Consider the following 23,942-nt stretch of genomic DNA (forward strand, 5'->3'; position numbering starts at 1 on the left):
TTCCCGTTGACGTTCACTGCCGCCCTGATCATCTGGTCCTGGATCAGCTTCTTCTCGGTGATCCTGTTCGGCGGCTGAGCCAGGGATTCCCGCGCGCCGCGTGAGCGGCGCCGGAAGCCATCAAAAAGGCCCCGATCGCATAAGCGGTCGGGGCCTTTTTCGTTGGGGGGTTGCCTGGGTAGCGAATCAGTCGGCGAAGGCGGTGCGGATGCGCTTGATCGCGTTGTTCTCGATCTGTCGGATGCGCTCGGCGGAGACGCCATACTCGGCCGCCAGTTCATGCAACGTCGCTTTGGGCTCGCTCATGTAGCGGCGCGCCAGGATGTCGCGGGAGCGTTCGTCCAGCTCGCCCAGGGTGCTTGCCAGCCGCTCCTGGTAATGGCGGTCCCAGTCCTCGTCCTCGGCCACCTGCGCCGGGTCGTCGCTCATGTCCTCGAGGCTCAGGCGCTGCGCCGGGGCCAGGTAGCTGTGCTCGTCGTCGCTGTCGGGCGCGGGATCAAAGCTTGCGTCCTGACTGGACAGGCGCCGCTCCATCTCCCAGACGTCATTCTCGGAGACCCCGAGGTCGCGGGCGACGGCCGAGACCTCGTCGTTCGACATCCAGCCGAGGCGCTGCTTGGCGCTGCGCAGGTTGAAGAACAGCTTGCGCTGCGCCTTGGTCGTTGCCACCTTCACAATGCGCCAGTTGCGCAGGATGAACTCGTGGATCTCGGCGCGGATCCAGTGCACCGCGAACGAGACCAGGCGCACCCCCTGGTTCGGGTCGAAGCGCCGCACGGCCTTCATCAGGCCGACGTTACCTTCCTGGATCAGGTCGCCCAGGGGCAGGCCGTAGCCCTGGTAGCCGCGGGCCACATGCACGACGAAGCGCAGGTTGTGCAGGATCAGCTGGCGCGCCGCGTCCAGGTCGCTGCGTTCTTGCAGCGACCGGGCGAGTTCGCGCTCGTGTTCCGGGTCCAGAACCTCGATCCGGCTGACCGCCTGCATGTAATGGTCCAGGTTCCCGACGGGAACGGGCAGGTCTGCATGCACGGTTGCCAGGGCCTTGCTGTTCATCGTGATGGATGCCTCCTGAGAATAAAGCCAGAGATTAGCACTCGTGTCAGTAGAGTGCTAAACCCGCTGAAAGTTCCGGGAGTTATTGCTGTTTCGCATGCGCTCAAGGCGCGTCGCGCAGCGCGTGGCCGCTGCCCAGTCGGGCACCCAGCCAGCCCAGTATCAGGCCCACCACGATCAGGCCCAGAAGATCTCCTGCATGCGGCAGGCGCAGGGTGAACTCCAGGTCGAATGCGGCAGCCGCCTCGGTCAGCGGTTCGCGGCTCAGCGCGACCCCCACCAGCAGCAGGATAACGCTGAAAACACCCCCACCGAACCCGGTCAGCACACCCCCGTACAGCGACGGACGGCGCAGAAACCGGTGGGTGGCGCCACTGATGCGCGAGATCGCGATTTCTTCCTGGCGCTCGCGCAGTTCCGAGGCGGTGGCGAGCGCCAGGATCAGTACGGCGCCGAGCCCCAGCAGCGCGGCAACCACGGACAGGATGCGCAGGCCCAGCTCGTGCAGGCTGTTGAGTTGGCGCACCCACTCGTCGTCGGCGACTACCCCGGCCTCGGGCGCTAACGCCCGCAGGTCGTCACGCAACGCCGCCACCGTATCCGGCTGGGTGCTGGCGGGAACGACGTCAATCACGTCCGGTAACGGGTTGTCCTCCAGCCAGTCGAGCAGTTCCGGGTCCGGCAGGCTGTCGCGGTAGGCGCCCAGTGCGGTGTCGGCGTCGATGCGCTCCCAGCGAGCAACACGTTCGTCATCGTCCAGCGCATCCTCGAGCCGCCCGGCCGTCTCTTCGTCGACATGATCGAGATAGAGCGCGATGCGCGGGTCGTGGTCGACATGCGCTGACAGGGCGCGCGCGTTGTCCAGCAGGACCCAGAGATAGGCAGGGAGCGCGAGGATGAAGCCCAGTACCGCGATGGTGATCAGGCTCAGGACCGGGGCCTGCAGTCGCCGGCCAAGACTGCGCCGGGCGGCATCGCGGTGGCTGTCCAGCCAGGCCGGTAGGGCATCAATCAGGCGGCGCCCGGGTCTCATGCGCTCGCCCCGCCGCGAGCCTCGATGCGGCCATTTTCCAGGTGCAGCACCGGTTTGCCCATGCGGCCGATCAGTTCCTGGTCATGGCTCGCGATCAGGGCGGTCATGCCGACGCGGTTGAAGTCGTCGAACAGCGCGAGGATCTCCTCCGAAAGGGCCGGGTCCAGGTTGCCGGTCGGCTCGTCCGCAAGCAGCAGTACCGGCCGGTGCACGATGGCCCGGGCGATGCCGACGCGTTGCTGCTCCCCTGCGGACAGGGTGCGCGGGTTGACCGTCTCCTTGTGCAGCAACCCGACCTTGTCCAGCGCCGCGCGCACCCGCTTGCGCATCTCCGGGCGACGGTAGGCCAGGATCTCCAGCGGCAGGGCGACGTTGTCGAACACGGGGCGGTCGAACAGCAGGCGATGGTCCTGGAAGACCAGGCCGATGCTGCGGCGAAAGCGCGGGATGGCCCGAGCCGACAGGCGGTCCAGTTCGTGCCCGTTCACGCGGATGCGGCCGCGGGTCGGGCGTTCCAGACCGGCGATCAGGCGCAGCAGCGTACTCTTGCCGGCCCCGGACGGGCCGGTGACAAAGGCCATCGCGCCGGCATCCACGCGCAGGCTGACATTGGACAGCGCATCGGCCGCGCTGCCAAAGCGCTTGGTTACGCGCTGCAACTGGATCATGCCGGCTAGTTTTCCTCGCGACCCAGCAGTGCCCGGACGAACGCGCGGGCATCAAAGCGCTGCAGGTCTTCGGCCTTCTCGCCCACGCCGATAAAGCGCACCGGTACCCCCAGTTGCTCGGCCAGCGCGAACAGAACGCCGCCCTTGGCGGTACCGTCCAGCTTGGTGACCACGATCCCGGTCAGCCCCAGGGCCTCGTGGAACTGCCGTGCCTGGCTCAGCGCGTTCTGGCCGGTGCCGCCGTCGACCACCAGCAGCACCTCGTCCGGGGCGCTTTCGTCCAGCCGGCCCATCACGCGCTTCACCTTGCGCACTTCGTCCATCAGGTTGGTCTGGGTGTGCAGGCGTCCTGCGGTATCGGCGATCAGGATTTCGGTCTTGCGCGCCTGGGCGGCCTGGAGGCCGTCGTAGACCACGGAGGCCGAGTCGGCCCCGGTCCCCTGGGCGATCACCGGGACGCCATTGCGTTCGCCCCAGGTCTGCAGCTGTTCCACCGCGGCCGCGCGGAAGGTGTCCCCGGCGGCCAGCAGCACCGAGCGGCCCTCGTCCTTGAAGCGATGCGCCAGTTTGCCGATCGTGGTGGTCTTGCCAGCACCGTTGATGCCGACCACCAGGATCGAAAACGGCCGCTCGGCCTGCGGGATATCCAGCGGCCGCGAGACCGGTTCCAGGATCTCCACCATCGCGGTCTCGAGCGCGTCCATCAGCGCGTCGGCGTTGTCCAGCTCGCGCCGTTTTACCTCGCGGGTGATACGATCCATGATCCGCTGGGTCGCATCCAGGCCGACATCGGCCAGGAGCAGGCGCTCTTCCAGTTCCTCGAACAGCTCGTCGTCGATCTTGCGCCGGAACAGGCTCTTGAGGTCGCCGCCGAGGGCCTGGCCGGTCTTGGCCAGGCCCTGGCGCAGGCGCTGGAACCAGCCGCCACGGGCCGGTTGCGCGTCGGGTTCCGGCTCGGGTGCCGCCGCGGTTTCCGGCGGGGCCTCCGGCGTGGTATCCGGGCTGGGCGTGGCGGATTCTTCGGATTTCTTCTTGCGGAAACCGAACATGTTTCAGGTGGTCCAGTAGAAAGTGTTCATGCTAGCACGGGGATCGTATTGCAATGCGTAGAGCAGTGCTCGGAAGTCTCGTTGGATGGATGGCCGTCTGGCTGATCAGTGCCAGTGTCGTGGCCGGGGAGTTGGAGATCGAATCGGATGTGGTGGAAGCCACGCTCGACAACGGTCTGACCGTGCTGGTCCTGGAGGACCGGCGTGCACCGGTGGTGGCCAACATGGTCTGGTACCGCGTCGGCTCCGCCGATGAACACAGCGGCATCACCGGTATCTCGCACATGCTGGAACACATGATGTTCCGCGGTTCGGAGAAGTACGAGCCGGGCGAGTTCTCGCGGATCGTTGCGCGCCTGGGCGGGCGCGAGAACGCCTTTACCGGGCGCGACTATACCGGCTACCACCAGGTGATCGGCTCCGACCACTGGGAGACCGTGATGGCCATGGAGGCCGAGCGCATGCGGCACCTGAAGCTGCAGGAAGACGAGTTCCGTCCGGAGCTGCGGGTCGTGCAGGAGGAGCGGCGCCTGCGTGTGGAGGATCAGCCGAATTCTCTGCTGCGCGAGCAGTTGATGGCGACGGCCTTCTTCAACCACCCGTACGGCCAGCCCGTGATCGGCTGGATGACCGACATCGAGGCCTACACCCTGGAAGATCTGCAGGACTGGTATGACCGCTACTACCACCCCAGCAACGCGGTGGTCGTCGTCGTCGGCGATGTCGATGCCGACGAGGTCATCGCGGCTGCCGAGAAGCACTTCGGTGCCATCCCCAGCGGCAATGTGCCCGAGGCCAAGCCGCGCCGGGAGACCCCGCAGGCCGGGGAACGCCGGATTACGGTGCAGGCCCCGGCCCAGGTCCCGTTTCTGATGATGGGCTGGAAGACCCCGGTGCTGAATACACTGGACTCGCACGAGGACGCCTACGCTCTGCTGGTGGCTGCCGGGATCCTGGATTCGGGCGAGGCCTCGCGCTTCGCGCGCGAGCTGGTCCGGGGGCAGGAGCTGGCGAGCGCCACCTCGGCGCGCTACAGCCCGTTCGCACGGCTGGACGACCTGTTCATGGTCGCCGCCGTGCCGACCTCGGACACGGATGTCGAGACCCTGGAGCGGGCCCTGCTGGACGAGATCGATCGCCTGGCCGAGGAACCCGTGGATGATCGCGAACTGGAGCGCGTGCAGGCGCGGGTGATCGCCTCGGAGGTCTTTGAACGCGATTCCGTGCGTGCCCAGGCCTTCCAGCTGGGCATGCTCGAGACTGTTGGCGTTGGCTGGCGGGAGAACGATCGTTTCCTGGAGCGGGTACGCGAGGTGACGGCCGAAGATGTCCAGCGCGTGGTGCGCGAGTACCTGGTGCCCGAGCGGCGCACGGTCGGGATCCTCGACCCGCAGCCGATGGATGACGAAGAGGCCCCGGCACCCGGGCCTTACGGCGCCCCGGATCTCGATGGCGGCTATCCGGAGGGGGATCACTAATGCTGCACGCACTCAAGAAACTCTCGCGTCGTTCCCGGTTGGCGGCGCTGGCCCTGGTCCCGCTGACCCTGCTGGTGATGCCGGTGCAGGCGGTGGAGATTGATCGCTGGGAAACCGACGAGGGTCTGCGCGTCCTGTATGTCGAGGCGCCGGACCTGCCGATGGTGGATCTGCGCCTGACCTTCGATGGTGGCGCGGCGCGCGACGGTGATCTGCCCGGGCTGGCGATGATGACCTCCCGTGGTCTGCGCCACGGCACCGAGGACATGGATGCCTCCGAACTGGCCGAACGCTTCGAGTCGGTCGGCGCCCGCTTCGGTACCAGCTCCCTGCGGGATATGGCGATCGTCAGCCTGCGCACGCTGACCGAACCGGACTGGATGGAGACAGCGGTCGGCACCCTGGCCGACGTACTGTCCGCCCCCGCCTTCCCCGAGGCCGATTTCGAGCGCAGCCGCCGCCAGGCCCTGCAATCCCTGCAGCGCGAGCGCCAGGAACCGGCCGTGGTGGCCAGCCGGCGATTCTACGAGCTGATGTATGAAGACCACCCCTATGGCAGCTGGCCGGGCGGCGAGGTCGATACGCTGGAGGCGATCACGCGCGATGATGCCCGGGCCTTCTTCGAGCGTCACTACGCGGCGGGGAACGGCTCGCTGGCGATCACCGGCGGGGTAAGCCGCGAGCAGGCCGAGGAGCTGGCCGCCCGGATCTCGGCCGCGCTGCCCCGTGGCGATGCAGTTGACCCGTTGCCGCCGGTGCCATTGCGCGAGGAGCCGGTGGAGGAGCGCATCGCGTTCCCGTCGGAGCAGGCGCACATCTTTATGGGGGCCCCGGCCCTGCGCCGCGGCGACGAGGCGCACTTCGCCCTGACGCTGGCCAATCATGCCCTGGGCGGGGGCGGATTTACCTCGCGCCTGTTCCAGGAGGTGCGCAGCGCCCGCGGGCTGGCCTACTCGGTGCACAGCCGCTTCCAGCCGATGGCGGTCGAAGGCCCGTTCGTGATCAATATGCAGACGGGCGTGGACCAGGCGGACGATGCCGTCGAGGTCCTGCGCGAGCAGGTCCTGCGCTGGCACGCCGAGGGTGTGGATCCTGAAGAGATGGAGGCCTCGCGCGAGAACGTGATCAACTCGTTCCCATTGTCGCTGGCCTCCAACAGCGACATCGTCAGCCTGCTCGGCATGATCGGTTTCTACGGACTGTCCGATGACTATCTGGAGCGCTATGTCGAGCGCATGCAGGCGGTGGAGCTGGAGACCATGAACGCCCAGCTGGCCGACCGGCTCAACCCCGAGGCCCTGGTCACGGTCATTGTCGGTGGCCAGGAAGACTAGGCGCGGCCCGCCAGGGCGCAGCGCCCGCGTCCGCATCATTGGGGGTGCCTGGCGCCGCCAGTGGTTGCCGGTGCCATCCGTCGGGGGGCTGCGTCCGACCGCGGATGCCCAGCGCGAGACCCTGTTCAACTGGCTGCAGCCGCAGCTGCCGGGTGCGCGAGTACTGGACCTGTATGCCGGCACCGGCGCCCTGGGCTTCGAGGCCGCCTCGCGGGGTGCGCGTGAAGTCTGGCTGGTCGAGCGCGACGCGCGGGCGGCGGCCCAGCTCGAGGCCAACCGTGAACGCCTGGGGGCTACCCAGGTGCACATCCGGCGTGATGATGTGGCCCGCCTGCTGGGACAGCCCCCGGAGGCGGGCCCCTTCGATGTCGTGTTTCTCGACCCTCCCTTTGGTCAGGGCCGGGTGGCACCGACGCTGGCCGCGCTGGCCGCCCAGGGCTGGCTGAGCCCCGGCGCACGCGTCTACGCCGAACTGGAGTCGGAGGCCGATCCGGGCTGTGTGCAGGAGGGCGGCTGGGACATCGAGCGCGAACGCGTTTGCGGGCAGGCGCGGGGCCTCCTGCTTGCGCGCAGTCGCGCCGAGGACGAGTCGTGAAGTGTTTTGCAGTTTGCCGGGTCATTGGCTACGGTAGGAACGTCGTCCGCCGGCCCTGTTTCGCCGGCTGAGCGCGTCCCCGAACGTCAGGTGCACGGGAAGGCTCGGGATGCAAGGTCCCGAGGTGTGCCCAACACGCCGGTGCGGCGTTTGAACGCAACACAAGAATAGGGGAGCCAAGCATGGAAGAACCGTCTTCAAGCCCGGGGCTGAACCAGACCCGGATCGCCGGCTTCGGCATCATTTGCAGCCCGGTGTTCTGGATCTCCAGTGCCGTGATCGCGGCATTCGTCCTGTTCGGGGCGATCTTCCCGGACACGGCGGAGCGCATCTTCGAGAAGCTGCAGACCGGTATCTCCGAGTATCTCGGCTGGTACTACGTGCTGGTCGTGACGGTCTTCCTGGTCTTTTCCGTGTACCTGATGTTCTCGCGCTACGGGGGCATACGGCTCGGAGACCAGTTCGAGGCGCCGCGTTTCAGCTACGCCGCGTGGTTCGCGATGCTCTTCTCCGCAGGCATGGGGATCGGGCTGCTGTTCTGGAGCATTGCCGAGCCGATGTACCACTACCTGGATCCGCCGCATGCCGATGGCGAGACCAGCGCGGCCGCGGCCGAAGCGATGCGTTACACCTTCTTCCACTGGGGGCTGCATGCCTGGGCGATCTACATCGTCGTTGGGCTGTCGCTGGCCTACTATGCCTACCGGCATAACCTGCCCCTGCTGATTCGCTCCTCGCTTTATCCGTTCATCGGGGACCGCATCTATGGCCCCTGGGGGCACCTGATCGACATCGTGGCCCTGTTCGGGACCATGTTCGGGGTGGCCACCTCGCTGGGCCTCGGGGTCATGCAGATCAACTCGGGTCTGAACTACGTGTTCGGGATCGAGGAATCCACGGCCATGCAGATCATCCTGGTCGCGATCATCACCCTGATCGCAGTGGGCTCGGTCGCCCTCGGGGTAGATCGCGGCATCAAACGGCTTTCCAATTTCAATATCGGGCTGGCGGTGATCCTGCTCGCGCTGTTGCTGATCATGGGGCCGACACTGTTCATCCTGCGCTTGCTGGTGGAGTCGACCGGTGTTTACGTGCAGCACCTGCCCGAGATGAGTCTGTGGGCCGATACCATCGACGAGACTGGCTGGGCCACCGCCTGGACCATCTTCTATTGGGGCTGGTGGATCTCCTGGGCCCCGTATGTCGGCATGTTCATCGCCCGTGTCTCGCGCGGGCGCACGATCCGTGAATTCGTGGCCGGCGTGCTGCTGGCGCCGACGGCCGCTGCCTTCGTCTGGCTTTCGGTGTTCGGCGGTACCGCGATGGGCTACGAGGTGGGTGGCGTGGCCAATATCTCCGGCGCGGTCGAGGAGAGCGTGTCCACCGCGTTGTTCGCGACCATCGAGGCCATGCCGCTGTGGGATTGGCTGGCGGTGCTGGCCATGGCCGCGGCCACGGTGCTGATCGTCACCTTCTTCGTCACCTCCTCGGACTCCGGCTCGCTGGTGATCGACACCCTGGCCTCGGGTGACGTGCGCAATCCGACCGTGACCCAGCGGGTCTACTGGGCGATCCTCGAGGGGATCGTGGCGTCGATCCTGCTGCTGGCGGGGGGGCTTGCCGCCCTGCAGGCGGCGGCGATCAGCGTCGGCCTGCCGTTCTCGGTGGTGATGCTCGTGATGGTGGTCGGGCTGTGGAAGAGCCTGCATTCCACCGAGGCCGTGACGCCCACCAAGTACCAGAAAGAGGCGCCACCGCCGCATACCCTGCTGGGGTATACGGAGGACCTGGACGACAAGATCAAGTAGGAGGTCACTATGGCTGCGTCCCGCGTGGCGCTGCTGGGCTGCGGGCTCATGGGGCAACCCATGGGCCTGCGTCTTTTGCGCGCCGGTTTTTCCGTCGAGGCCTACAACCGCACCCCGGAGCGTGCCAGCGACCTGGCCAGCGAGGGGGTGACGGTACACACCGAGCCGGCGGCGGCCGTCGCCGGAGCCGATACCCTGGTGCTGATGCTCTCGGATGCCGCCGCGATCCAGGCGGTGCTGAGGGCGTTGCCGGAAGGCGCGCTGAACGGGCGTTGCGTGATCCAGATGGCGACGATCCTGCCGGCCGAGAGCCGCCAGCTGGCCGAGCACCTGCGCCGCTCTGGGGCCTGTTATGTCGAGGCGCCAGTACTGGGGTCGATCCCGGAAGCGCGCGAGGGCCGCTTGCTGGTCATGGCCGGCGCCGATACGGAGGCGGATTTCGATCGCGCGCGTCCGGTCCTCGCGGCGCTGGGCGAGAACCCGCGGCATGTCGGTCCGGTGGGGCAGGGCGCGGCCCTGAAGCTCGCATTCAACCAGCTGATCGCCAGTCTGACCGCCGCCTTTTCCCTGAGCCTGGGGCTGGTCCGCCGTGAAGGGGCGAACGTTGATACCTTCATGGATATCCTGCGCGAGTCGGCGCTGTATGCGCCGACCTTCGACAAGAAGCTGGACAAGATGCTCTCCGGTGACTTCGGTACCGCGAACTTCCCGGTCAAGCACCTGCTGAAGGACGTGCGCCTGGCCGAGCGCGCCGCAGAGGACGCGCAACTGATCGGCCCGTGGCTCCCACTGCTGGCGGAGCTACTGGAGCAGGCGCAGGATCGCGGGCTGGCGAACGCCGACTACTCCGCGATCTACAGCGCGATCGCCCCCGAGCCCTCGGCACACTGACCCGTCAAGCGGCCCCGTTGGTCTTGGAGGGGGCAACCGGCTCCGGGGTGACGTCCCAGATCTGGTTGGCGTAGTCGCGCACCGTGCGGTCGATGGAGAAAAAGCCCATGCGAGCGACATTGTGGATCGCCGCCTCGGCCCAGGCGGCCGGGTCCGCGTACAGGGCATCGGCCCGATCACAGGCCTCCGCGTAGGCCGAGTAGTCGGCCAGTACGAAGAACGGATCGTCTTCGCGCAGGTAGCGCCCCAGTTCGCGGTGGGTATCCGCGTCGTTGCAGGTAAAGAACCCCGACTCGATCATGTCCACCGCGGCTGCCAGGTCGGGTGTGCGCTTCAGGATGGCGGATGGTTGTTCGCCACGGGCGCGGTGCTCGACCACTTCTTCGGCGGTCATCCCGAAGATGAAGACGTTCTCGTCGCCAACCGCATCGCGGATCTCGATGTTGGCGCCATCCAGCGTGCCGATGGTCAGGGCCCCGTTCAGCGCCAGTTTCATGTTGCCGGTGCCGGAGGCCTCGAAGCCGGCGGTGGAGATCTGCTCGGAGATGTCCGCGGCCGGGATGATGATGCTGGCGGAGCTGACCTCGTAGTTCGGGAAGAACACGCACTTCAGGCGATCGCCAACGGCCGGGTCGTGGTTCACGATGTCGGCCACCTCGTTGATCACCTGGATGATCGCCTTGGCGCGGGCGTAGCCCGGTGCGGCCTTGCCGCCGAACAGCACCACGCGCGGCGGGATGTCTTCGCCGGCGCGGATGCGACGGTAGAGGTCCACTACGTGCAGCAGCTTCAGCAGCTGGCGCTTGTACTCGTGGATGCGCTTCACCTGAACGTCAAACAGCACGTCCGGGTTCAGCTCCACGCCGGTGCGTTCGCGCACAAGGTCCGCGAGCCGGGCCTTGTTGGCGCGCTTCACCGCCATGAATTCGCGCTGCAATTCCGGATCGGTGGCGTAGGGTTCCAGTGCGCGCAGGCGCTCCAGGTCGTATTGCCAGTCGTTGCCGATACGTCGGCCCAGGAGCTCGGTCAGGGCCGGGTTGGACTGGATCATCCACAGCCGTGGCGTCACGCCGTTGGTCACGTTGACGAAGCGTTCCGGCCAGAGCTCAAAAAACTCCTCGAACAGGGTCTCCTGCAGCAGGCGCGTATGCAGTGCGGCGACGCCATTGATGTGGTGCGAGCCGACCACCGCCAGGTGCGCCATGCGGACCCGGCGCTCGCCTTCCTCGTCGATGATCGACAGGCGCGCCAGGCGGTCATTGTCCCCCGGGTAGCGATGCCGGACCTCTTCCAGGAACTCGTGGTTGATCTGGTAGATGATGCCCATGTGGCGCGGCAGCACGTGCTGCATCAGCGGGACCGACCAGGTCTCCAGCGCCTCGGGCATCAGGGTGTGGTTGGTGTAGGCGAAGGTCCGCCGGGTCAGATCCCAGGCGCGATCCCAGGGCACTTCGTGGTGGTCGACCAGCAGCCGCATCAGTTCGGCCACGGCGATTGCAGGGTGGGTGTCGTTCAGCTGGATCGCGGCCTTGTCCGGCAGGGCATCCAGCGGGTAGCCCAGCCCCAGGTGGCGTTCGAGGGCGTCCTGTAGCGAGGCAGAAACAAAGAAGTATTCCTGCTTCAGGCGCAGTTCCTTGCCGATCGCGGTGGCGTCGTTCGGGTACAACACCATGGAGATGGTCTCGGACTCGTTCTTGTCCGCGACCGCCCGGATGTAATCCCCTTCGTTGAAGTAGCGCAGGTCGAAGTCGCGGGTCGCCTTGGCGGCCCACAGGCGCAGGTTGTTCACGTTGCGCCGCCCGTAGCCCGCGGTCGGATAGTCGTAGGCCATGGCCAGGACTTCCTCGCCATCTTCCCAGGTGTAACGGGTCTCGCCGTTCGGATGATGGTGCTCGACCACGTAGCCGTAGAAGTGGATCGAGTACTTGCGATCCGAGCGCGGGAACTCCCAGGGGTTGCCGTAACGCAGCCAGTTGTCCGGGTGTTCGACCTGGCGGTGGGGCTCAAACTCCTGGCGGAACATGCCGTACTCGTAGCGGATGCCATAGCCATAGCCGGGATAGCCCTGGGTGGCCAGTGACTCCAGGATGCAGGCCGCGAGTCGACCGAGGCCGCCGTTGCCCAGGGCCGCGTCGTCCTCGAGATCCACGATCTGGTCGAGATCCACGCCGAGGTCACTCATTGCCTGGCGCGCCTCGTCGAGGATGCCCATGTTGCGCAGATTCGCCTCGAGCATGCGCCCGATCAGGTACTCCATCGACAGGTAGTAGACGCGCTTGACGTCTTCTTCGGCGAACTGGCGGCGGGTCAGCAGGCGGCGTTCCACCATGCGCCCGCGGATGGCGAAGGCCAGGGCCTCGAGCCAGTCGCGGTGGGTGGCTTTGCGCGGGTCTTCACCCACCACGCGGACGATGGCATCGCGAATCGATTGCCGCAGGCCCTCCACGTCATTGGGGAGGTGAGGCAGGTGCGTTACTTCGGGGGCGGCCATCAGATGGTCTCCAGAACTAGGGAAACACTGATCAATGTACACGCTCGCGCTCGAGTCGCTTTTGCGTGCGAACAAGGCGCGGTGACTGCCGTGCAGTCATTCTGCACAAGGGGGCCGCAACGCCGTGCGCGCGCAGAAGCGGCCGGGCCCCTTCGGGGTTGGCACCCCAGGTTCCCCGATCCTGCGTTGCGCCGCTTGCGGGTAGAACCACTGCCCGCTGCACGACGCGCCTGGCCTCGGAAAACCTGGGGTACCAACGCGAGCGTGTACATTGATCAGTGTTTCCCTGGGGTGTGGGCCGCCGCCTTGGGTTACCCCTCGCGAGCGACGGCGCGATAGCCGATATCTGTCCGGCAGTATATATCCTCGAAGTGGATCCGGTGCACGGCCTCGTAGGCCTTTTTTTGGGCGGATCTCACGTCCCTTCCAAGGCCCACGACGCAAAGCACGCGGCCCCCGGCGGTCACGACCGCGCCATCTTCGCGCGTTGCGGTCCCGGCATGAAATACGTAGGCCTCGGGGTCATTCTCCACCGCTTCGAGCCCGGTGATCGCGTCGCCCTTGCGGTAGGCGCCCGGGTATCCTCCGGCGGCCAGTACCACGCCGAGGGCGACGCGGGCATCCCAGTGTGCCTCGATCTGGTCCAGGCGCCCGTCCAGCGCGGCCTCGACCAGATCGGTCAGGTCCGACTCCAGGCGACTCAGGATCGGCTGGGTCTCCGGGTCGCCGAAGCGGCAGTTGAACTCCAGCACCTTCGGATTGCCCTCGGCGTCGATCATCACGCCGGCGTAGAGAAAGCCGCTATAGCGTTCGCCATCGGCGGCCATACCGCGCACGGTCGGTTCGATGACCTCGCGCAGGATACGCGCGTGCAGCGCGTCTGTGACCACCGGGGCCGGCGAGTAGGCGCCCATGCCGCCGGTGTTCGGCCCCTGGTCTCCATCGTCGCGTGCCTTGTGGTCCTGTGAGGAGGCCAGCGGCAGCACATGCTCGCCGTCCACCATGCAGATGAAGCTGGCCTCCTCGCCGCGCAGGAATTCCTCGATCACCACACGATGACCCGCTTCGCCAAAGGCGTTGCCGGCCAGCATGTCGCGCACCGCGGCGCAGGCCTCGTCCTCGGTCTGCGCGAGGATCACGCCCTTGCCGGCGGCCAGCCCGTCGGCCTTGACCACGATCGGGGCCCCGTGGGTCTTGATGAAGTCCAGCGCGGCCGCCTCGTCCTCGAAACTGCCGTAGGCGGCGGTGGGGATGCCGTGGCGCTGCATGAAGTCCTTGGCGAAGCTCTTGGAGCCCTCGAGCTGCGCGGCCTTCGCCGTCGGGCCGAAGCAGCGCCGGCCCGCGGCGCGGAAGGCATCCACCACGCCGGCAACCAGCGGCGCCTCCGGGCCGACTACCGTGAATGCAATGTCTTCGCGCTCGGCCAGGGCCAGCAGGCCATCGATGTCGGTGACGTCCACCGCGTGGTTCTCGCACTTGTCCGTGCGCGCGGTGCCGGCATTGCCGGGGGCGACCAGCACGCGCTGTACGCGCGAGGACTGGGCCAGTTTCCAGGCCAGGGCATGCTCGCGGCCGCCGTTCCCAATAACGAGTACGTTCATCACGGACCTCAGTGGCGGAAGTGGCGCATGCCGGTGAACAGCATCGCGATGTCGTGTTCGTTGGCGGCGGCGATTACCTCATCGTCGCGCATCGAGCCGCCCGGCTGGATCACGGCGGTGATGCCGGCCTCGGCGGCTGCGTCGATGCCGTCGCGGAATGGGAAGAAGGCGTCCGAGGCCATCACCGAACCGGCGACCTGCAGGCCCTCGTCCGCCGCCTTGATGCCTGCGATCCGCGCGGAATAGACTCGGCTCATCTGGCCGGCGCCAACCCCGATGGTCTGTTCGTCACGCGCGTAGACGATGGCATTCGACTTCACGTACTTCGCGACCTGCCAGGCGAAGCACAGGTCCCGGGTCTCCTGCTCGGAAGGGGCCCGCGCGGTCACGGTCTTCAGTTCCGCATCCGCGAGCGAGCCACGATCGGCGTCCTGTACCAGCAGTCCGCCCCCAATCCGCTTGTAGTCGAGCCCCGGGGCCGTGGCGGCCGGCGGGATCTCCAGTGCCCGGACGTTCTTCTTGGTGGCGAGGGCGCGCAGCGCGCCCGGGGTGATTTCCGGGGCGATCACGACCTCCACGAACTGGCGGCTGACGATTGCGTGTGCGGTATCGCCATCCAGCGGGCGGTTGAAGGCGATGATGCCGCCGAAGGCCGAGGTGGGGTCGGTCTGGAAGGCGCGTTCGTAGGCCATCAGCTGGGTCGGGGCGACGGCCACGCCGCAGGGGTTCGCGTGTTTCACGATCACGCAGGCCCCGGCCTCGAACTGGCGCACGCATTCCCAGGCCGCGTCGGCATCGGCCAGGTTGTTGTAGGACAGGGACTTGCCCTGGTGCTGGCGGTAGCTGGCCAGCGAGCCGGGTGCCGGTGCGGGATCGCGATAGAACGCGGCGCGCTGGTGCGGGTTCTCGCCGTAGCGCAGCGCCTCGACACGCTCGAAGGTGGCATTAAGCTGGCCCGGGAAGGGTTCCGCCTCGCCGTCCTCGTCCAGCGCCGAGAGGTAGTTGCTGATCGCCGCGTCATAGCGGGCGACATGGTCGAAGGCCGCCACCGACAGGCGAAAGCGCAGGGGCGCCGGGACCTCGCCGTGCTCGGTCAGGGTATCGACGATGGCGCCGTACTGGTCCGGGCTGGTGGCGACGGCCACGTCGCGATAGTTCTTGGCCGCCGCGCGCAGCATCGCCGGCCCGCCGATGTCGATGTTTTCGATCGCCTCCTCCAGCGTGCAGCCGGGCCGCGCGACCGTCGCCTCGAACGGATAGAGGTTCACGACCAGCAGGTCGATCGGCGGGATGTCCTGCTCGACCATCACGTCGGCGTCGATATCGCGCCGCCCGAGCAGCCCGCCGTGGATGCGCGGGTGCAGGGTCTTCACCCGGCCATCCATGATTTCGGGGAAGCCTGTGTGCTGCGAGACTTCGGTCACCGGCAGGCCTTCCTCGGCCAGCAGGCGGGCGGTGCCGCCGGTGGACAGGAGTTCGACGCCCCGTTCGTGCAGGGCGCGCGCGAGCTCCGCTACGCCGGTCTTTTCGGATACGGATAACAGGGCGCGACGGACGGGGCGGCTGGCGGTCATTCGGGGGCCTCTGGGAAAGGATCAAAAGCCCCCATTATAGCGAAGCTCGTCGGGAGGGGTGGTCCGTGTTCGAGGCCCCCGTGGCGGCCGCTCGCTCGTACTTTTGCGCAAAACAACTTGTAATTTTTGTGCAAAACCTTCAGGGTATTAAAACGATTTCGGAACCAAATCGCCCGCGACCCGACGCGTTGCGAGGCGCCGTTACCGTTTCCCCGAACCAGGCGGGTGGGCCCGCCAGACCACGGTTCGGCATCCGGGCCCGATTGCCCTTCCGGATGCGAGGGAAAACCGGCCTAGGCCGGCCGCAGGCGCTGCCCGACAACGCGCTTGCGGGAGAGGACGCCTGATCGCCGGGCGCAGTCAGCCCGGTCCGGATCATCGTCGATGTGCCGCCCGAGCGAGGTACGCGACGGCGTCCGGTGGGCTTGGTTCCGGCGGTCCGGCCGAAGGTCGGCTGGACCGCGTGAATAACGCAGTACAGCCAAGAGGAATCAGCATGTCCGCGAACATCAAGAATGATCAGGATTTCGGCGAGAAGCCGACCGAACGTCGCGATACCGAGAACTATCTCAACGAATACACCACCGGTTTTGTCGACAAGTGGGACGACCTGATCGATTGGGATAACCGTGCCAAGAGCGAAGGCACCTTCTTCATCGAAGAGCTGAAAAAGCGTGGCGCCAAACGCGTGCTGGATGTGGCGGCCGGGACCGGCTTCCATTCTGCGCAGCTGCGTGAGGCCGGTTTCGATGTGGTGACCGCCGATGGTGCCCCGGAGATGCTGGCCAAGGCCTTCGAAAACGGTCGCAAGCGGGGTCACATCCTGCGCACCGTGCAGGCCGACTGGCGCATGCTGAATCGCGACATCTACGGCCGCTACGACGCGGTGGTCTGCCTGGGTAACTCCTTTACCCACCTGTTCAACGAACACGACCGCCGCAAGGCCCTGGCCGAGTTCTACTCCGCCCTGAACCACGATGGCGTGCTGATCCTCGATCAGCGCAACTACGACACCATCATGGATCACGGCTACTCGTCCAAGCATACGTACTACTACTGCGGCGACGACGTCCAGGTGCAGCCGGCGCATGTGGATGAGGGGCTGGCCCGCTTCCAGTACCGCTTCCCGGATGGCTCCGAGTACTTCCTGAACATGTTCCCGCTGCGCAAGGCCTATGTGCGTCGCCTGATGCGCGAGGTCGGCTTCCAGCAGATCGAGACCTACGGCGATTTCCAGGAAACCTACCGCGAGACGGATCCGGACTTCTTCATTCACGTCGCCGACAAGCGTTACATCGAGGACGAGAACCGATGAGCAACCAGTATTCCGACGTCGTCGAGACGGCGCGCGACTACTACAACAGCGAAGACGCCGATACCTTCTACAAGCTGGTGTGGGGTGGCGAAGACCTGCACATCGGCATGTACGAGTACCAGGGTGAGCCGATCGGTGACGCCAGCCGGCGCACCGTCGCCCATATGTCCGACCTGCTCGGCGAGCCGCAGCCGGAATGGCGCGTGCTCGACATGGGTGCCGGGTATGGCGGCGTGGCCCGCTACCTGGTCGAGAACTACGGCTGTGACGTGACCGCGCTCAATCTCTCCGAGAAGGAGAACGAGCGTGATCGCGAGATCAACAAGGCGCGTCATCTCGACCACAAGATCACCGTGGTCGACGGCTCCTTCGAGAAGGTCGACGAGCCGGATGCCTCCTACGATGTCGTCTGGTCGGAGGACTCGTTCCTGCACAGCCAGAACGACAAGAAAAAGGAAGTGATCAAGGAGGCCGCGCGCGTGTTGAAGCCGGGTGGCTGGCTGATCTTCACCGATCCGATGCAGACCGACAACTGCCCGGATGGCGTGCTCGATCCGATCCTGGCCCGCATCCACCTCGACTCGCTGGCCAGCCCCTCGCTCTATCGCGAGGCGGCCAAGGAAGCGGGGCTCTACGAGGTCAGCTTCGAGGAGCACTCCAACCAGATCGCGACGCATTATGGTCGTGTGAAGCAGGAACTGGAGTCGCGCGAAGAGGAGCTGCGTGGCTATATCTCCCAGGACTACATCGACCGCATGAAGCAGGGTCTGCAGCACTGGGTGGATGGCGGCCAGTCGGGTTATCTGACCTGGGGCATCTTCCGCTTCCGCAAGCCGGCCGAGTAAGTCGACCGGGGAGGGCTGGCGGCCGCTACGGGTGGGTCGTCAGCCGCTTCCAGACCCCGTTCACCCGGCCCTCGATGGGCCGGAAGCGGGTCTTGTAGGCCATCTTCGGGGCCTGGTCGATCCAGTACCCGAGATACACATGCGGCAGGCGCAGCCGCCGGGCATGCGCGATCTGCGTAAGCACGGCGAGGGTGCCCAGGCCGCGATCCGGGGTCTCCGGATCGAAAAAGCTGTACATGGCCGACAGCCCCTGTGGGGTGCGGTCGGTGAGCGCAACGGCCACCAGGTTGTGGTCCCGGCGGAATTCGAGGATATCCACCGGACCGTTGCGGTGGCTAAGCATGCCCGCGTAATCGTCGCGCCCCATGCGTTCCATGCCGCCGCCGGTATGGCGGTGGGCGAGATAGCGTGAGAACAGCGGCATGTGCTCGTCGAGATCCGCGCAGGGCGTATGCCCGGGCTGGTCCGGAGGGCGCGTAATTGTGACCGCGAGATCATGATTGCGTTTCAGGCAGCGGCGCTGACTGCGGCTGGGTGCGAAATCCGCAACCGGGATCCGCACCGGAACGCAGGCCGAGCACGTCGGGCAGTGGTGGCGATAGACGAACTGGCCGCTGCGGCGAAAGCCCTCGGCGAGCAGTTGCCCATAGCGCGCCCCGCCCAGGCTGACCGCGGGGTCGACCAGCAGGCTCTGCATCTCGCGGTCGTCCAGATAGGGACAGGCCTGTGGGGCCGTAACAAACCAACGGATCGGGTGCTCCTGCATACGGCTATCGTGACACGACTCGCGACGGGCGCAAAAGAGGAGACCGGGCCCGTGCATCAATATCCGGAACACCGCCCCAAAGGCGGGTTCCCGCCGGGCCGGGACGCCCGGCCATGACCATGAATCCATTCAACACAATGGTGTACCGCACATGACGGCAACGCGAAACGACATCGAGAAAGCGCTGAAAGAGCGCATCCTGATTCTGGACGGCGGGATGGGCACGACCATCCAGCTGTACAAGCTGGAGGAGGCCGACTACCGCGGCGAGCGCTTCAAGGACTGGGAGTCCGATCTGAAGGGCAACAACGACCTGCTGTCGCTGACCCGTCCGGACATCATCGAGCAGATCCACAACGACTATCTCGAGGCCGGCGCCGACATCATCGAGGCCAACACCTTCAACGGTACCCGCATCGCGATGGCGGACTACCACATGGAGGACCTGGTCCCCGAGCTGAACCGCGAATCCGCGAAGCTCGCGCGCAAGGCCGCTGATGCCTGGACGGAGAAGACCCCGGACAAGCCGCGCTTTGTCGCCGGCATCCTCGGGCCGACCAACCGCACCGCGTCGATCTCGCCGGACGTGAACGACCCGGGTGCGCGTAACGTCGACTTCGACACCCTGGTCGATTCCTACAAGGAGGCTGCCGAGGCCCTGGTCGAGGGCGGCGTGGACCTGCTGCTGATCGAGACGGTGTTCGACACCCTGAACGCCAAGGCCGCGATCTTTGCGGTGAAGACCCTGGAAGACGAGCTCGGGAAGGAACTCCCGATCATGATCTCCGGGACGATCACCGACGCCTCCGGCCGTACTCTGTCCGGGCAGACCACCGAGGCCTTCTGGAACTCGGTGCGTCACGCGAACCCGGTCTCCATCGGCCTGAACTGCGCGCTGGGCGCGAAGGAAATGCGCCAGTACGTGGAAGAGCTGTCGCGCATCGCCGACACCCACGTGTCCGCGCACCCCAACGCCGGTCTGCCGAACGAGTTCGGTGACTACGACGAGTCCCCGGAGCAGATGGCCGAGGACGTCGGCCCCTGGGCCGAGCAGGGCATGCTGAACATCATCGGCGGCTGCTGCGGCACGCTGCCGGAGCACATCCGCGCGATGCGCGAGGCGGTCGAGAAGCACGCCCCGCGCAAGGTGCCGGAGATTGCCCCGGCCTGCCGCCTGTCCGGCCTCGAGCCGTGCAACATCACCGACGACTCGCTGTTCGTGAACGTCGGCGAGCGCACCAACGTGACCGGCTCGCGCAAGTTCCTGCGTCTGATCCAGAACGAGGAATTCGACGTCGCGCTGGAAGTCGCGCTGAACCAGGTCGAGGGCGGCGCCCAGATCATCGACATCAACATGGACGAGGGGATGCTGGAGTCTCAGGACGCGATGGTGCGCTTCCTGAACCTCCTGGCCGGCGAGCCGGACATCGCCCGCGTGCCGGTGATGATCGACTCCTCCAAGTTCGAGATCATCGAGGCCGGCCTGAAGTGTGTTCAGGGCAAGCCGGTGGTCAACTCGATCTCCATGAAGGAGGGCGAGGAAAACTTCATCAAGCAGGCCCAGCTGTGCCGTCGCTACGGCGCCGCGATCGTGGTCATGGCCTTCGACGAGGACGGCCAGGCCGATAACGAGGACCGCCGTGTCGAGATCTGCACCCGCGCCTACAAGCTGCTGACCGAGAAGGTCGGCTTCCCGGCCGAGGACATCATCTTCGACCCCAACATCTTCGCGGTCGCGACCGGTATCGAGGAGCACAACAACTACGGCGTGGACTTCATCGAGGCCACCCGTCGCATCAAGCAGGACCTGCCGCACGCGCTGGTCTCCGGCGGCGTGTCCAACGTGTCGTTCTCCTTCCGCGGCAACGAGCCGGTGCGCGAGGCGATCCACGCGGTGTTCCTGTACCACGCCATCAAGGCGGGTATGGACATGGGGATCGTCAACGCCGGCCAGCTGGCGGTCTACGACGACATCGATGAGAAGCTGAAGGAAGCGGTCGAGGACGTGGTCCTGAACCGTCGCGATGACGCGACCGAGCGGCTGCTTGACCTGTCCGAGGAGTACAAGGGCCAGGGCGGCGGCAAGAAGGAAGAGAACCTCGAGTGGCGTGAATGGGAAGTCACCAAGCGCCTCGAGCACTCCCTGGTCAAGGGCATCGACACCTACGTGGTCGAGGATACCGAAGAGGCACGCCAGCAGTACGACCGCCCGATCCAGGTGATCGAGGGCCCGCTGATGGACGGCATGAACGTGGTCGGCGACCTGTTTGGCGAGGGCAAGATGTTCCTGCCGCAGGTGGTCAAGTCCGCGCGCGTGATGAAGAAGGCCGTGGCCCACCTGATCCCGTACATCGAGGCCGAGAAGACCGGCACCGAGAACAACGGCAAGATCCTGATGGCCACGGTGAAGGGCGACGTCCACGACATCGGCAAGAACATCGTCGGCGTCGTGCTGCAGTGCAACAACTTCGAGGTCATCGACATCGGCGTGATGCAGCCGGGTGCCGAGATCCTGAAGGCCGCCAAGGAACACGATGTGGACGTCATCGGCCTGTCCGGCCTGATCACCCCGTCGCTGGAGGAGATGGCCAACTTCGCCGCTGATCTCGAGCGCGAAGGCATGAGTACACCGCTGATGATTGGCGGTGCCACCACCTCGCGCGCCCATACCGCGGTCAAGATCGAGCCGAACTACTCCGGCCCGGTGGTCTGGGTGAAGGACGCCTCGCGTGCCGTGGGCGTGGCCCAGAGCCTGATCAGCCCCGAACTGCGCGAGAACTACGCCGCCGAGATTCGCGAGGAATACGAAAAACTGCGCGTGCAGAACGCCGGGCGCAAGAAGAAGACCCAGTGGGTCACCCTGGAGAAGGCGCGTTCCAACAAGCCGCAGATCGACTGGTCGAGCTACACCCCGACCAAGCCGAAGGCGCTGGAGACCGACAAGCTGCCGGGCGAGCCGAAGCTGCTGCACCCGCATGGCGACGGCTCCGTGCTGCTGCGCTTCGATGACTTCGACCTGAACGAGGTGAAGAACTTCATCGACTGGACGCCGTTCTTCCACTCCTGGCAGCTGCACGCCGCCTACCCGCGCATCCTCGATGACGAGAAGGTGGGCGAAGAGGCGCGCAAGCTGTTCAAGGATGGCCAGGAGATGCTCGATCGCATGATCGAGGAGAAGTGGGTCACCCTGCGTGGTGTGGTCGGCTTCTTCCCGGCGAACACCGTTAATGACGACGACATCGAGGTCTATACCGACGAAAGCCGCTCGAAGGTGCTGAAGAAGCTGCACCACCTGCGTCAGCAGACCGAGAAGCGCCGCGGTCAGCCGAGCCACTCGCTGGCCGACTTCCTGATGCCGAAGGAGGCCGGTGGCCCGGACTACCTGGGTGCGTTTGCGGTCAGCGCCGGTGGCGATGTCGACGCGAAGGCCGAAGAATACGAGAAGGCCAACGACGACTATCACGCGATTCTCGTGAAGAGCCTGGCGGACCGCCTGGCCGAGGCCTTTGCCGAGTGCATGCACCAGTACGTGCGCAAGCACTACTGGGGCTATGTCCCGGACGAGGCGCTGCCGAACGAGGACCTGATCGACGAGAAGTACCAGGGCATTCGCCCGGCCCCGGGCTACCCGGCTTGCCCCGAGCACACTGAGAAGGGCACGCTCTGGGAGCTTCTGCAGCCCGAAGAGCACGCGGACATGACGCTCACCGAGAGCTACGCGATGCTGCCGGTCTCGGCCGTGTCCGGTTGGTACTTCGCCCATCCGGAGTCGCGCTACTTCGGTCTGGGCAAGGTCAACCGCGACCAGGTCGAGGACTACGCCAAGCGCAAGGGCATGTCGTTCGAAGATGCCGAGCGCTGGCTCGCGCCGAACATCGGCTACGACGACAGCGACGAGGCCAAGGCGGAAGCCAAGGCCGAGCGCGAGGCCCGGTCCGCCTGATCGGCTGCAAGATGTGCCGCTAACGGAAGCCCCGCCTCGTGCGGGGCTTCTTTTTGTCTGCGTGTTCGCCCGTGATCAGGGCACCGGGGCCAGTAGCGCGATCCCGGTCAGCACGGTCACCACCTCGAACGTCCGCTTGACCAGTCGATTGCCGTAGCGGTGGGCCAGGGCCGCCCCCAGATAGCCGCCAATGAAACTGCCGACCAGCAGCGCCGGCAGCCAATCCCACTGGACGGTGCCGAAGGAGCCGAGCAACAGGGCCCCGGCGCCATTCCAGACCAGTCCCACCAGCACCATGGTGTATCCAACCGCTTGGGTGTAGCTCATCCCGTACCAGCTCACCAGCCAGAGCGTCACCATCAGTCCGGTGCCGGAGGCCAGCGAGCCGTTCAGGATGCCGATGATGAACAGCCCCAGTGCGCCGATCACGGCGTGCTGCAGGGTCTTGTCGGTCTCGCGCACGGCCTGCCCTAGTTGCGGCCGGCGCCAGGAGTACCAGCCCAGGGCAATTGTCAGCAGGCCCAGGGCGATCTCGCCGGCCCGTGGAGGGATTCCCAATACCAGCCAGGCACCGATCAGCACCCCGGGAAGACCGGCCGCGAGAATGACGGCTAGGCGCGCCGGTTCGAATGTGCTTTGCTTGAGGTGCCGCAGACTGGCCCCGGCGCCCAGCGCGACGGTGGCGATCTTGTGTGTGGCCAGGGCAACGGGATAGGGGAGTCCCAGAAAAATGAGGACCGGCAACTGCAACAGGCCGGCCCCGCCGCCCGCAAGGGCGGAGAATCCATTCGCCAGGATGGCGATGAAGAGCAGGCCGAGGTGTTCGAGTATGGTCATGTCAGGGGGCAGAAAGCGCGGTTCCGTGTGGTGGCGCGGCGTTTTTTGGGGGGTGCTGGCACTGGTGCTGGCGCTGCCGGCGCACGCGGATATTTATCGTTGGGTCGATGATGACGGCACCGTGCATTACTCGAACACCCCACAGCCCGAGGCCAGCCAGCGCGAGCGCCGCGTGTTTGATTCCCGTGGCCTGATGCGGGAGATCATACCCGCTCCCCCTACCGCCGAGGAGCGTGAGGAGGCCCGGGCCGAACAGGAACGTGCGCAGCAGGAGTTGGAGGCCGCGCGCCAGGCGCGGGCCGACCAGGCGGCGCGCGAGCGTCAGCTGCGTCAGGCCTACGAGAATCTGGACGAGATCGAAGAGCTGCGCGCGCGCCGTGTGGCGGCCATTGGCGGGGATATCGCGCGCTCCGAGGCGCAGGAGATCACGCTCTTGCGCGAGCGCGAACGTATTCGTCGTCAGTATGAATCCAGCGAGTCGGCTTCGGCGCGCGCACGGTTCGAGGTGCAGCTGGAGGATCTGGAGGCGCGTATTGACCGCGAGCGCGCGTACCGCCGGGGGCAGGAAGACCGCCTTGCCGCCATCCAGCAGAGGCTGGATCTGGACCGTGAGGACTATCAGCGCCTGGTCGGCAACGGCGAAGGCTAGAAACGCCCG

18 protein-coding genes are annotated in these 23,942 nt (G+C 66.2%); 9 read left to right on the forward strand and 9 right to left on the reverse strand.

Features of this window, described 5'->3' with window-relative positions; all coding sequences use genetic code 11:
• Positions 1-186 precede the first annotated feature (186 nt).
• From rpoH to ftsY, 4 genes are all read right to left on the reverse strand, one after another.
• Positions 187-1,056 carry an RNA polymerase sigma factor RpoH gene (gene rpoH, locus C936_RS0103085; RefSeq protein WP_018138225.1) on the reverse strand — a complete coding sequence of 290 codons (870 nt, stop codon included), beginning with the start codon at positions 1,054-1,056 and terminating at the stop codon, positions 187-189.
• Between the two features lie 103 nt (positions 1,057-1,159).
• Positions 1,160-2,089, reverse strand: a complete 930-nt coding sequence (locus tag C936_RS0103090; protein ID WP_018138226.1) for an ABC transporter permease — start codon at positions 2,087-2,089, stop codon at positions 1,160-1,162.
• A complete protein-coding gene (ftsE, locus tag C936_RS0103095; RefSeq protein WP_018138227.1) occupies positions 2,086-2,757 on the reverse strand; it encodes a cell division ATP-binding protein FtsE in 672 nt (223 codons plus the stop codon). Before ftsE ends, C936_RS0103090 begins: the two co-directional genes overlap by 4 nt.
• A 5-nt stretch (positions 2,758-2,762) precedes the next feature.
• The gene (ftsY, locus tag C936_RS0103100) at positions 2,763-3,806 is read right to left on the reverse strand and encodes a signal recognition particle-docking protein FtsY (protein WP_018138228.1); all 1,044 of its coding nucleotides are present in this window, start codon (positions 3,804-3,806) and stop codon (positions 2,763-2,765) included.
• Positions 3,807-3,895: 89 nt separating this feature from the next.
• On the opposite strand from ftsY, the gene C936_RS0103105 reads away from it, so the two are divergent.
• The 5 genes from C936_RS0103105 to C936_RS0103125 all read left to right on the forward strand — a co-directional run bounded on the left by C936_RS0103105 (position 3,896) and on the right by C936_RS0103125 (position 9,912).
• Positions 3,896-5,284 (forward strand): pitrilysin family protein, encoded by a 1,389-nt coding sequence (locus C936_RS0103105; RefSeq protein ID WP_018138229.1) that lies wholly within the window; start codon positions 3,896-3,898, stop codon positions 5,282-5,284.
• The gene (locus tag C936_RS0103110) at positions 5,284-6,618 is read left to right on the forward strand and encodes a pitrilysin family protein (protein WP_018175148.1); all 1,335 of its coding nucleotides are present in this window, start codon (positions 5,284-5,286) and stop codon (positions 6,616-6,618) included. The genes C936_RS0103105 and C936_RS0103110 overlap by 1 nt, the downstream gene beginning before the upstream one ends.
• Entirely contained in the window at positions 6,602-7,213 is a 612-nt protein-coding gene (rsmD, locus tag C936_RS0103115) for a 16S rRNA (guanine(966)-N(2))-methyltransferase RsmD (RefSeq protein WP_255325690.1), read from the forward strand. Before C936_RS0103110 ends, rsmD begins: the two co-directional genes overlap by 17 nt.
• A 182-nt stretch (positions 7,214-7,395) precedes the next feature.
• Positions 7,396-9,021 carry a BCCT family transporter gene (locus C936_RS0103120; RefSeq protein WP_018138232.1) on the forward strand — a complete coding sequence of 542 codons (1,626 nt, stop codon included), beginning with the start codon at positions 7,396-7,398 and terminating at the stop codon, positions 9,019-9,021.
• 9 nt (positions 9,022-9,030) lie between these two features.
• A complete protein-coding gene (locus C936_RS0103125; protein ID WP_018175150.1) occupies positions 9,031-9,912 on the forward strand; it encodes an NAD(P)-dependent oxidoreductase in 882 nt (293 codons plus the stop codon).
• Positions 9,913-9,916: 4 nt separating this feature from the next.
• Here C936_RS0103125 and C936_RS0103130 read toward each other — a convergent pair whose 3' ends face one another.
• From C936_RS0103130 to purH, 3 genes are all read right to left on the reverse strand, one after another.
• Entirely contained in the window at positions 9,917-12,403 is a 2,487-nt protein-coding gene (locus C936_RS0103130; RefSeq protein ID WP_018862864.1) for a glycogen/starch/alpha-glucan phosphorylase, read from the reverse strand.
• Between the two features lie 311 nt (positions 12,404-12,714).
• Positions 12,715-14,004 (reverse strand): phosphoribosylamine--glycine ligase, encoded by a 1,290-nt coding sequence (gene purD / locus C936_RS0103135; protein WP_018138235.1) that lies wholly within the window; start codon positions 14,002-14,004, stop codon positions 12,715-12,717.
• An 8-nt stretch (positions 14,005-14,012) separates the two neighbouring features.
• Complete coding sequence (gene purH / locus C936_RS0103140) at positions 14,013-15,578, reverse strand: bifunctional phosphoribosylaminoimidazolecarboxamide formyltransferase/IMP cyclohydrolase (RefSeq protein ID WP_018175152.1); 1,566 nt, start codon at positions 15,576-15,578, stop codon at positions 14,013-14,015.
• 496 nt (positions 15,579-16,074) lie between these two features.
• On the opposite strand from purH, the gene C936_RS0103145 reads away from it, so the two are divergent.
• Positions 16,075-16,893: a class I SAM-dependent methyltransferase gene (locus C936_RS0103145; RefSeq protein ID WP_018862865.1), complete on the forward strand. Its 819-nt coding sequence runs from the start codon at positions 16,075-16,077 to the stop codon at positions 16,891-16,893.
• Positions 16,890-17,738, forward strand: a complete 849-nt coding sequence (locus C936_RS0103150; RefSeq protein ID WP_018175154.1) for a methyltransferase domain-containing protein — start codon at positions 16,890-16,892, stop codon at positions 17,736-17,738. Before C936_RS0103145 ends, C936_RS0103150 begins: the two co-directional genes overlap by 4 nt.
• A 25-nt stretch (positions 17,739-17,763) precedes the next feature.
• Here C936_RS0103150 and C936_RS0103155 read toward each other — a convergent pair whose 3' ends face one another.
• Positions 17,764-18,504: an arginyltransferase gene (locus tag C936_RS0103155; RefSeq protein WP_018175155.1), complete on the reverse strand. Its 741-nt coding sequence runs from the start codon at positions 18,502-18,504 to the stop codon at positions 17,764-17,766.
• Between the two features lie 151 nt (positions 18,505-18,655).
• Here C936_RS0103155 and metH point away from each other — a divergent pair, with 151 nt between their 5' ends.
• Positions 18,656-22,447, forward strand: coding sequence for a methionine synthase (gene metH, locus C936_RS0103160; RefSeq protein ID WP_018175156.1), 3,792 nt, complete (start codon positions 18,656-18,658; stop codon positions 22,445-22,447).
• A 75-nt stretch (positions 22,448-22,522) separates the two neighbouring features.
• On the opposite strand, the gene C936_RS0103165 is transcribed toward metH, so the two are convergent.
• Complete coding sequence (locus C936_RS0103165; RefSeq protein ID WP_018138241.1) at positions 22,523-23,284, reverse strand: sulfite exporter TauE/SafE family protein; 762 nt, start codon at positions 23,282-23,284, stop codon at positions 22,523-22,525.
• On the opposite strand from C936_RS0103165, the gene C936_RS0103170 reads away from it, so the two are divergent.
• The gene (locus tag C936_RS0103170) at positions 23,277-23,933 is read left to right on the forward strand and encodes a DUF4124 domain-containing protein (RefSeq protein ID WP_038038475.1); all 657 of its coding nucleotides are present in this window, start codon (positions 23,277-23,279) and stop codon (positions 23,931-23,933) included. The genes C936_RS0103165 and C936_RS0103170 overlap by 8 nt on opposite strands.
• Positions 23,934-23,942: the final 9 nt, after the last annotated feature.

Source organism: Thioalkalivibrio sp. ALJ4 (assembly GCF_000377225.1).
Taxonomy (GTDB): Bacteria; Pseudomonadota; Gammaproteobacteria; order Ectothiorhodospirales; family Ectothiorhodospiraceae; genus Thioalkalivibrio.

Bases quoted from the DNA above. Each gene is read 5' to 3' on its own strand.
- rpoH (WP_018138225.1), bottom strand. From the start codon at position 1,056: ATGAACAGCAAGGCCCTGGCAACCGTGCATGCAGACCTGCCCGTTCCC.
- C936_RS0103090 (WP_018138226.1), bottom strand. From the start codon at position 2,089: ATGAGACCCGGGCGCCGCCTGATTGATGCCCTACCGGCCTGGCTGGAC.
- ftsE (WP_018138227.1), bottom strand. From the start codon at position 2,757: ATGATCCAGTTGCAGCGCGTAACCAAGCGCTTTGGCAGCGCGGCCGAT.
- ftsY (WP_018138228.1), bottom strand. From the start codon at position 3,806: ATGTTCGGTTTCCGCAAGAAGAAATCCGAAGAATCCGCCACGCCCAGC.
- C936_RS0103105 (WP_018138229.1), top strand. From the start codon at position 3,896: ATGGCCGTCTGGCTGATCAGTGCCAGTGTCGTGGCCGGGGAGTTGGAG.
- C936_RS0103110 (WP_018175148.1), top strand. From the start codon at position 5,284: ATGCTGCACGCACTCAAGAAACTCTCGCGTCGTTCCCGGTTGGCGGCG.
- C936_RS0103120 (WP_018138232.1), top strand. From the start codon at position 7,396: ATGGAAGAACCGTCTTCAAGCCCGGGGCTGAACCAGACCCGGATCGCC.
- C936_RS0103125 (WP_018175150.1), top strand. From the start codon at position 9,031: ATGGCTGCGTCCCGCGTGGCGCTGCTGGGCTGCGGGCTCATGGGGCAA.
- C936_RS0103130 (WP_018862864.1), bottom strand. From the start codon at position 12,403: ATGGCCGCCCCCGAAGTAACGCACCTGCCTCACCTCCCCAATGACGTG.
- purD (WP_018138235.1), bottom strand. From the start codon at position 14,004: ATGAACGTACTCGTTATTGGGAACGGCGGCCGCGAGCATGCCCTGGCC.
- purH (WP_018175152.1), bottom strand. From the start codon at position 15,578: ATGACCGCCAGCCGCCCCGTCCGTCGCGCCCTGTTATCCGTATCCGAA.
- C936_RS0103145 (WP_018862865.1), top strand. From the start codon at position 16,075: ATGTCCGCGAACATCAAGAATGATCAGGATTTCGGCGAGAAGCCGACC.
- C936_RS0103150 (WP_018175154.1), top strand. From the start codon at position 16,890: ATGAGCAACCAGTATTCCGACGTCGTCGAGACGGCGCGCGACTACTAC.
- C936_RS0103155 (WP_018175155.1), bottom strand. From the start codon at position 18,504: ATGCAGGAGCACCCGATCCGTTGGTTTGTTACGGCCCCACAGGCCTGT.
- metH (WP_018175156.1), top strand. From the start codon at position 18,656: ATGACGGCAACGCGAAACGACATCGAGAAAGCGCTGAAAGAGCGCATC.
- C936_RS0103170 (WP_038038475.1), top strand. From the start codon at position 23,277: ATGGTCATGTCAGGGGGCAGAAAGCGCGGTTCCGTGTGGTGGCGCGGC.
- C936_RS0103165 (WP_018138241.1), bottom strand. From the start codon at position 23,284: ATGACCATACTCGAACACCTCGGCCTGCTCTTCATCGCCATCCTGGCG.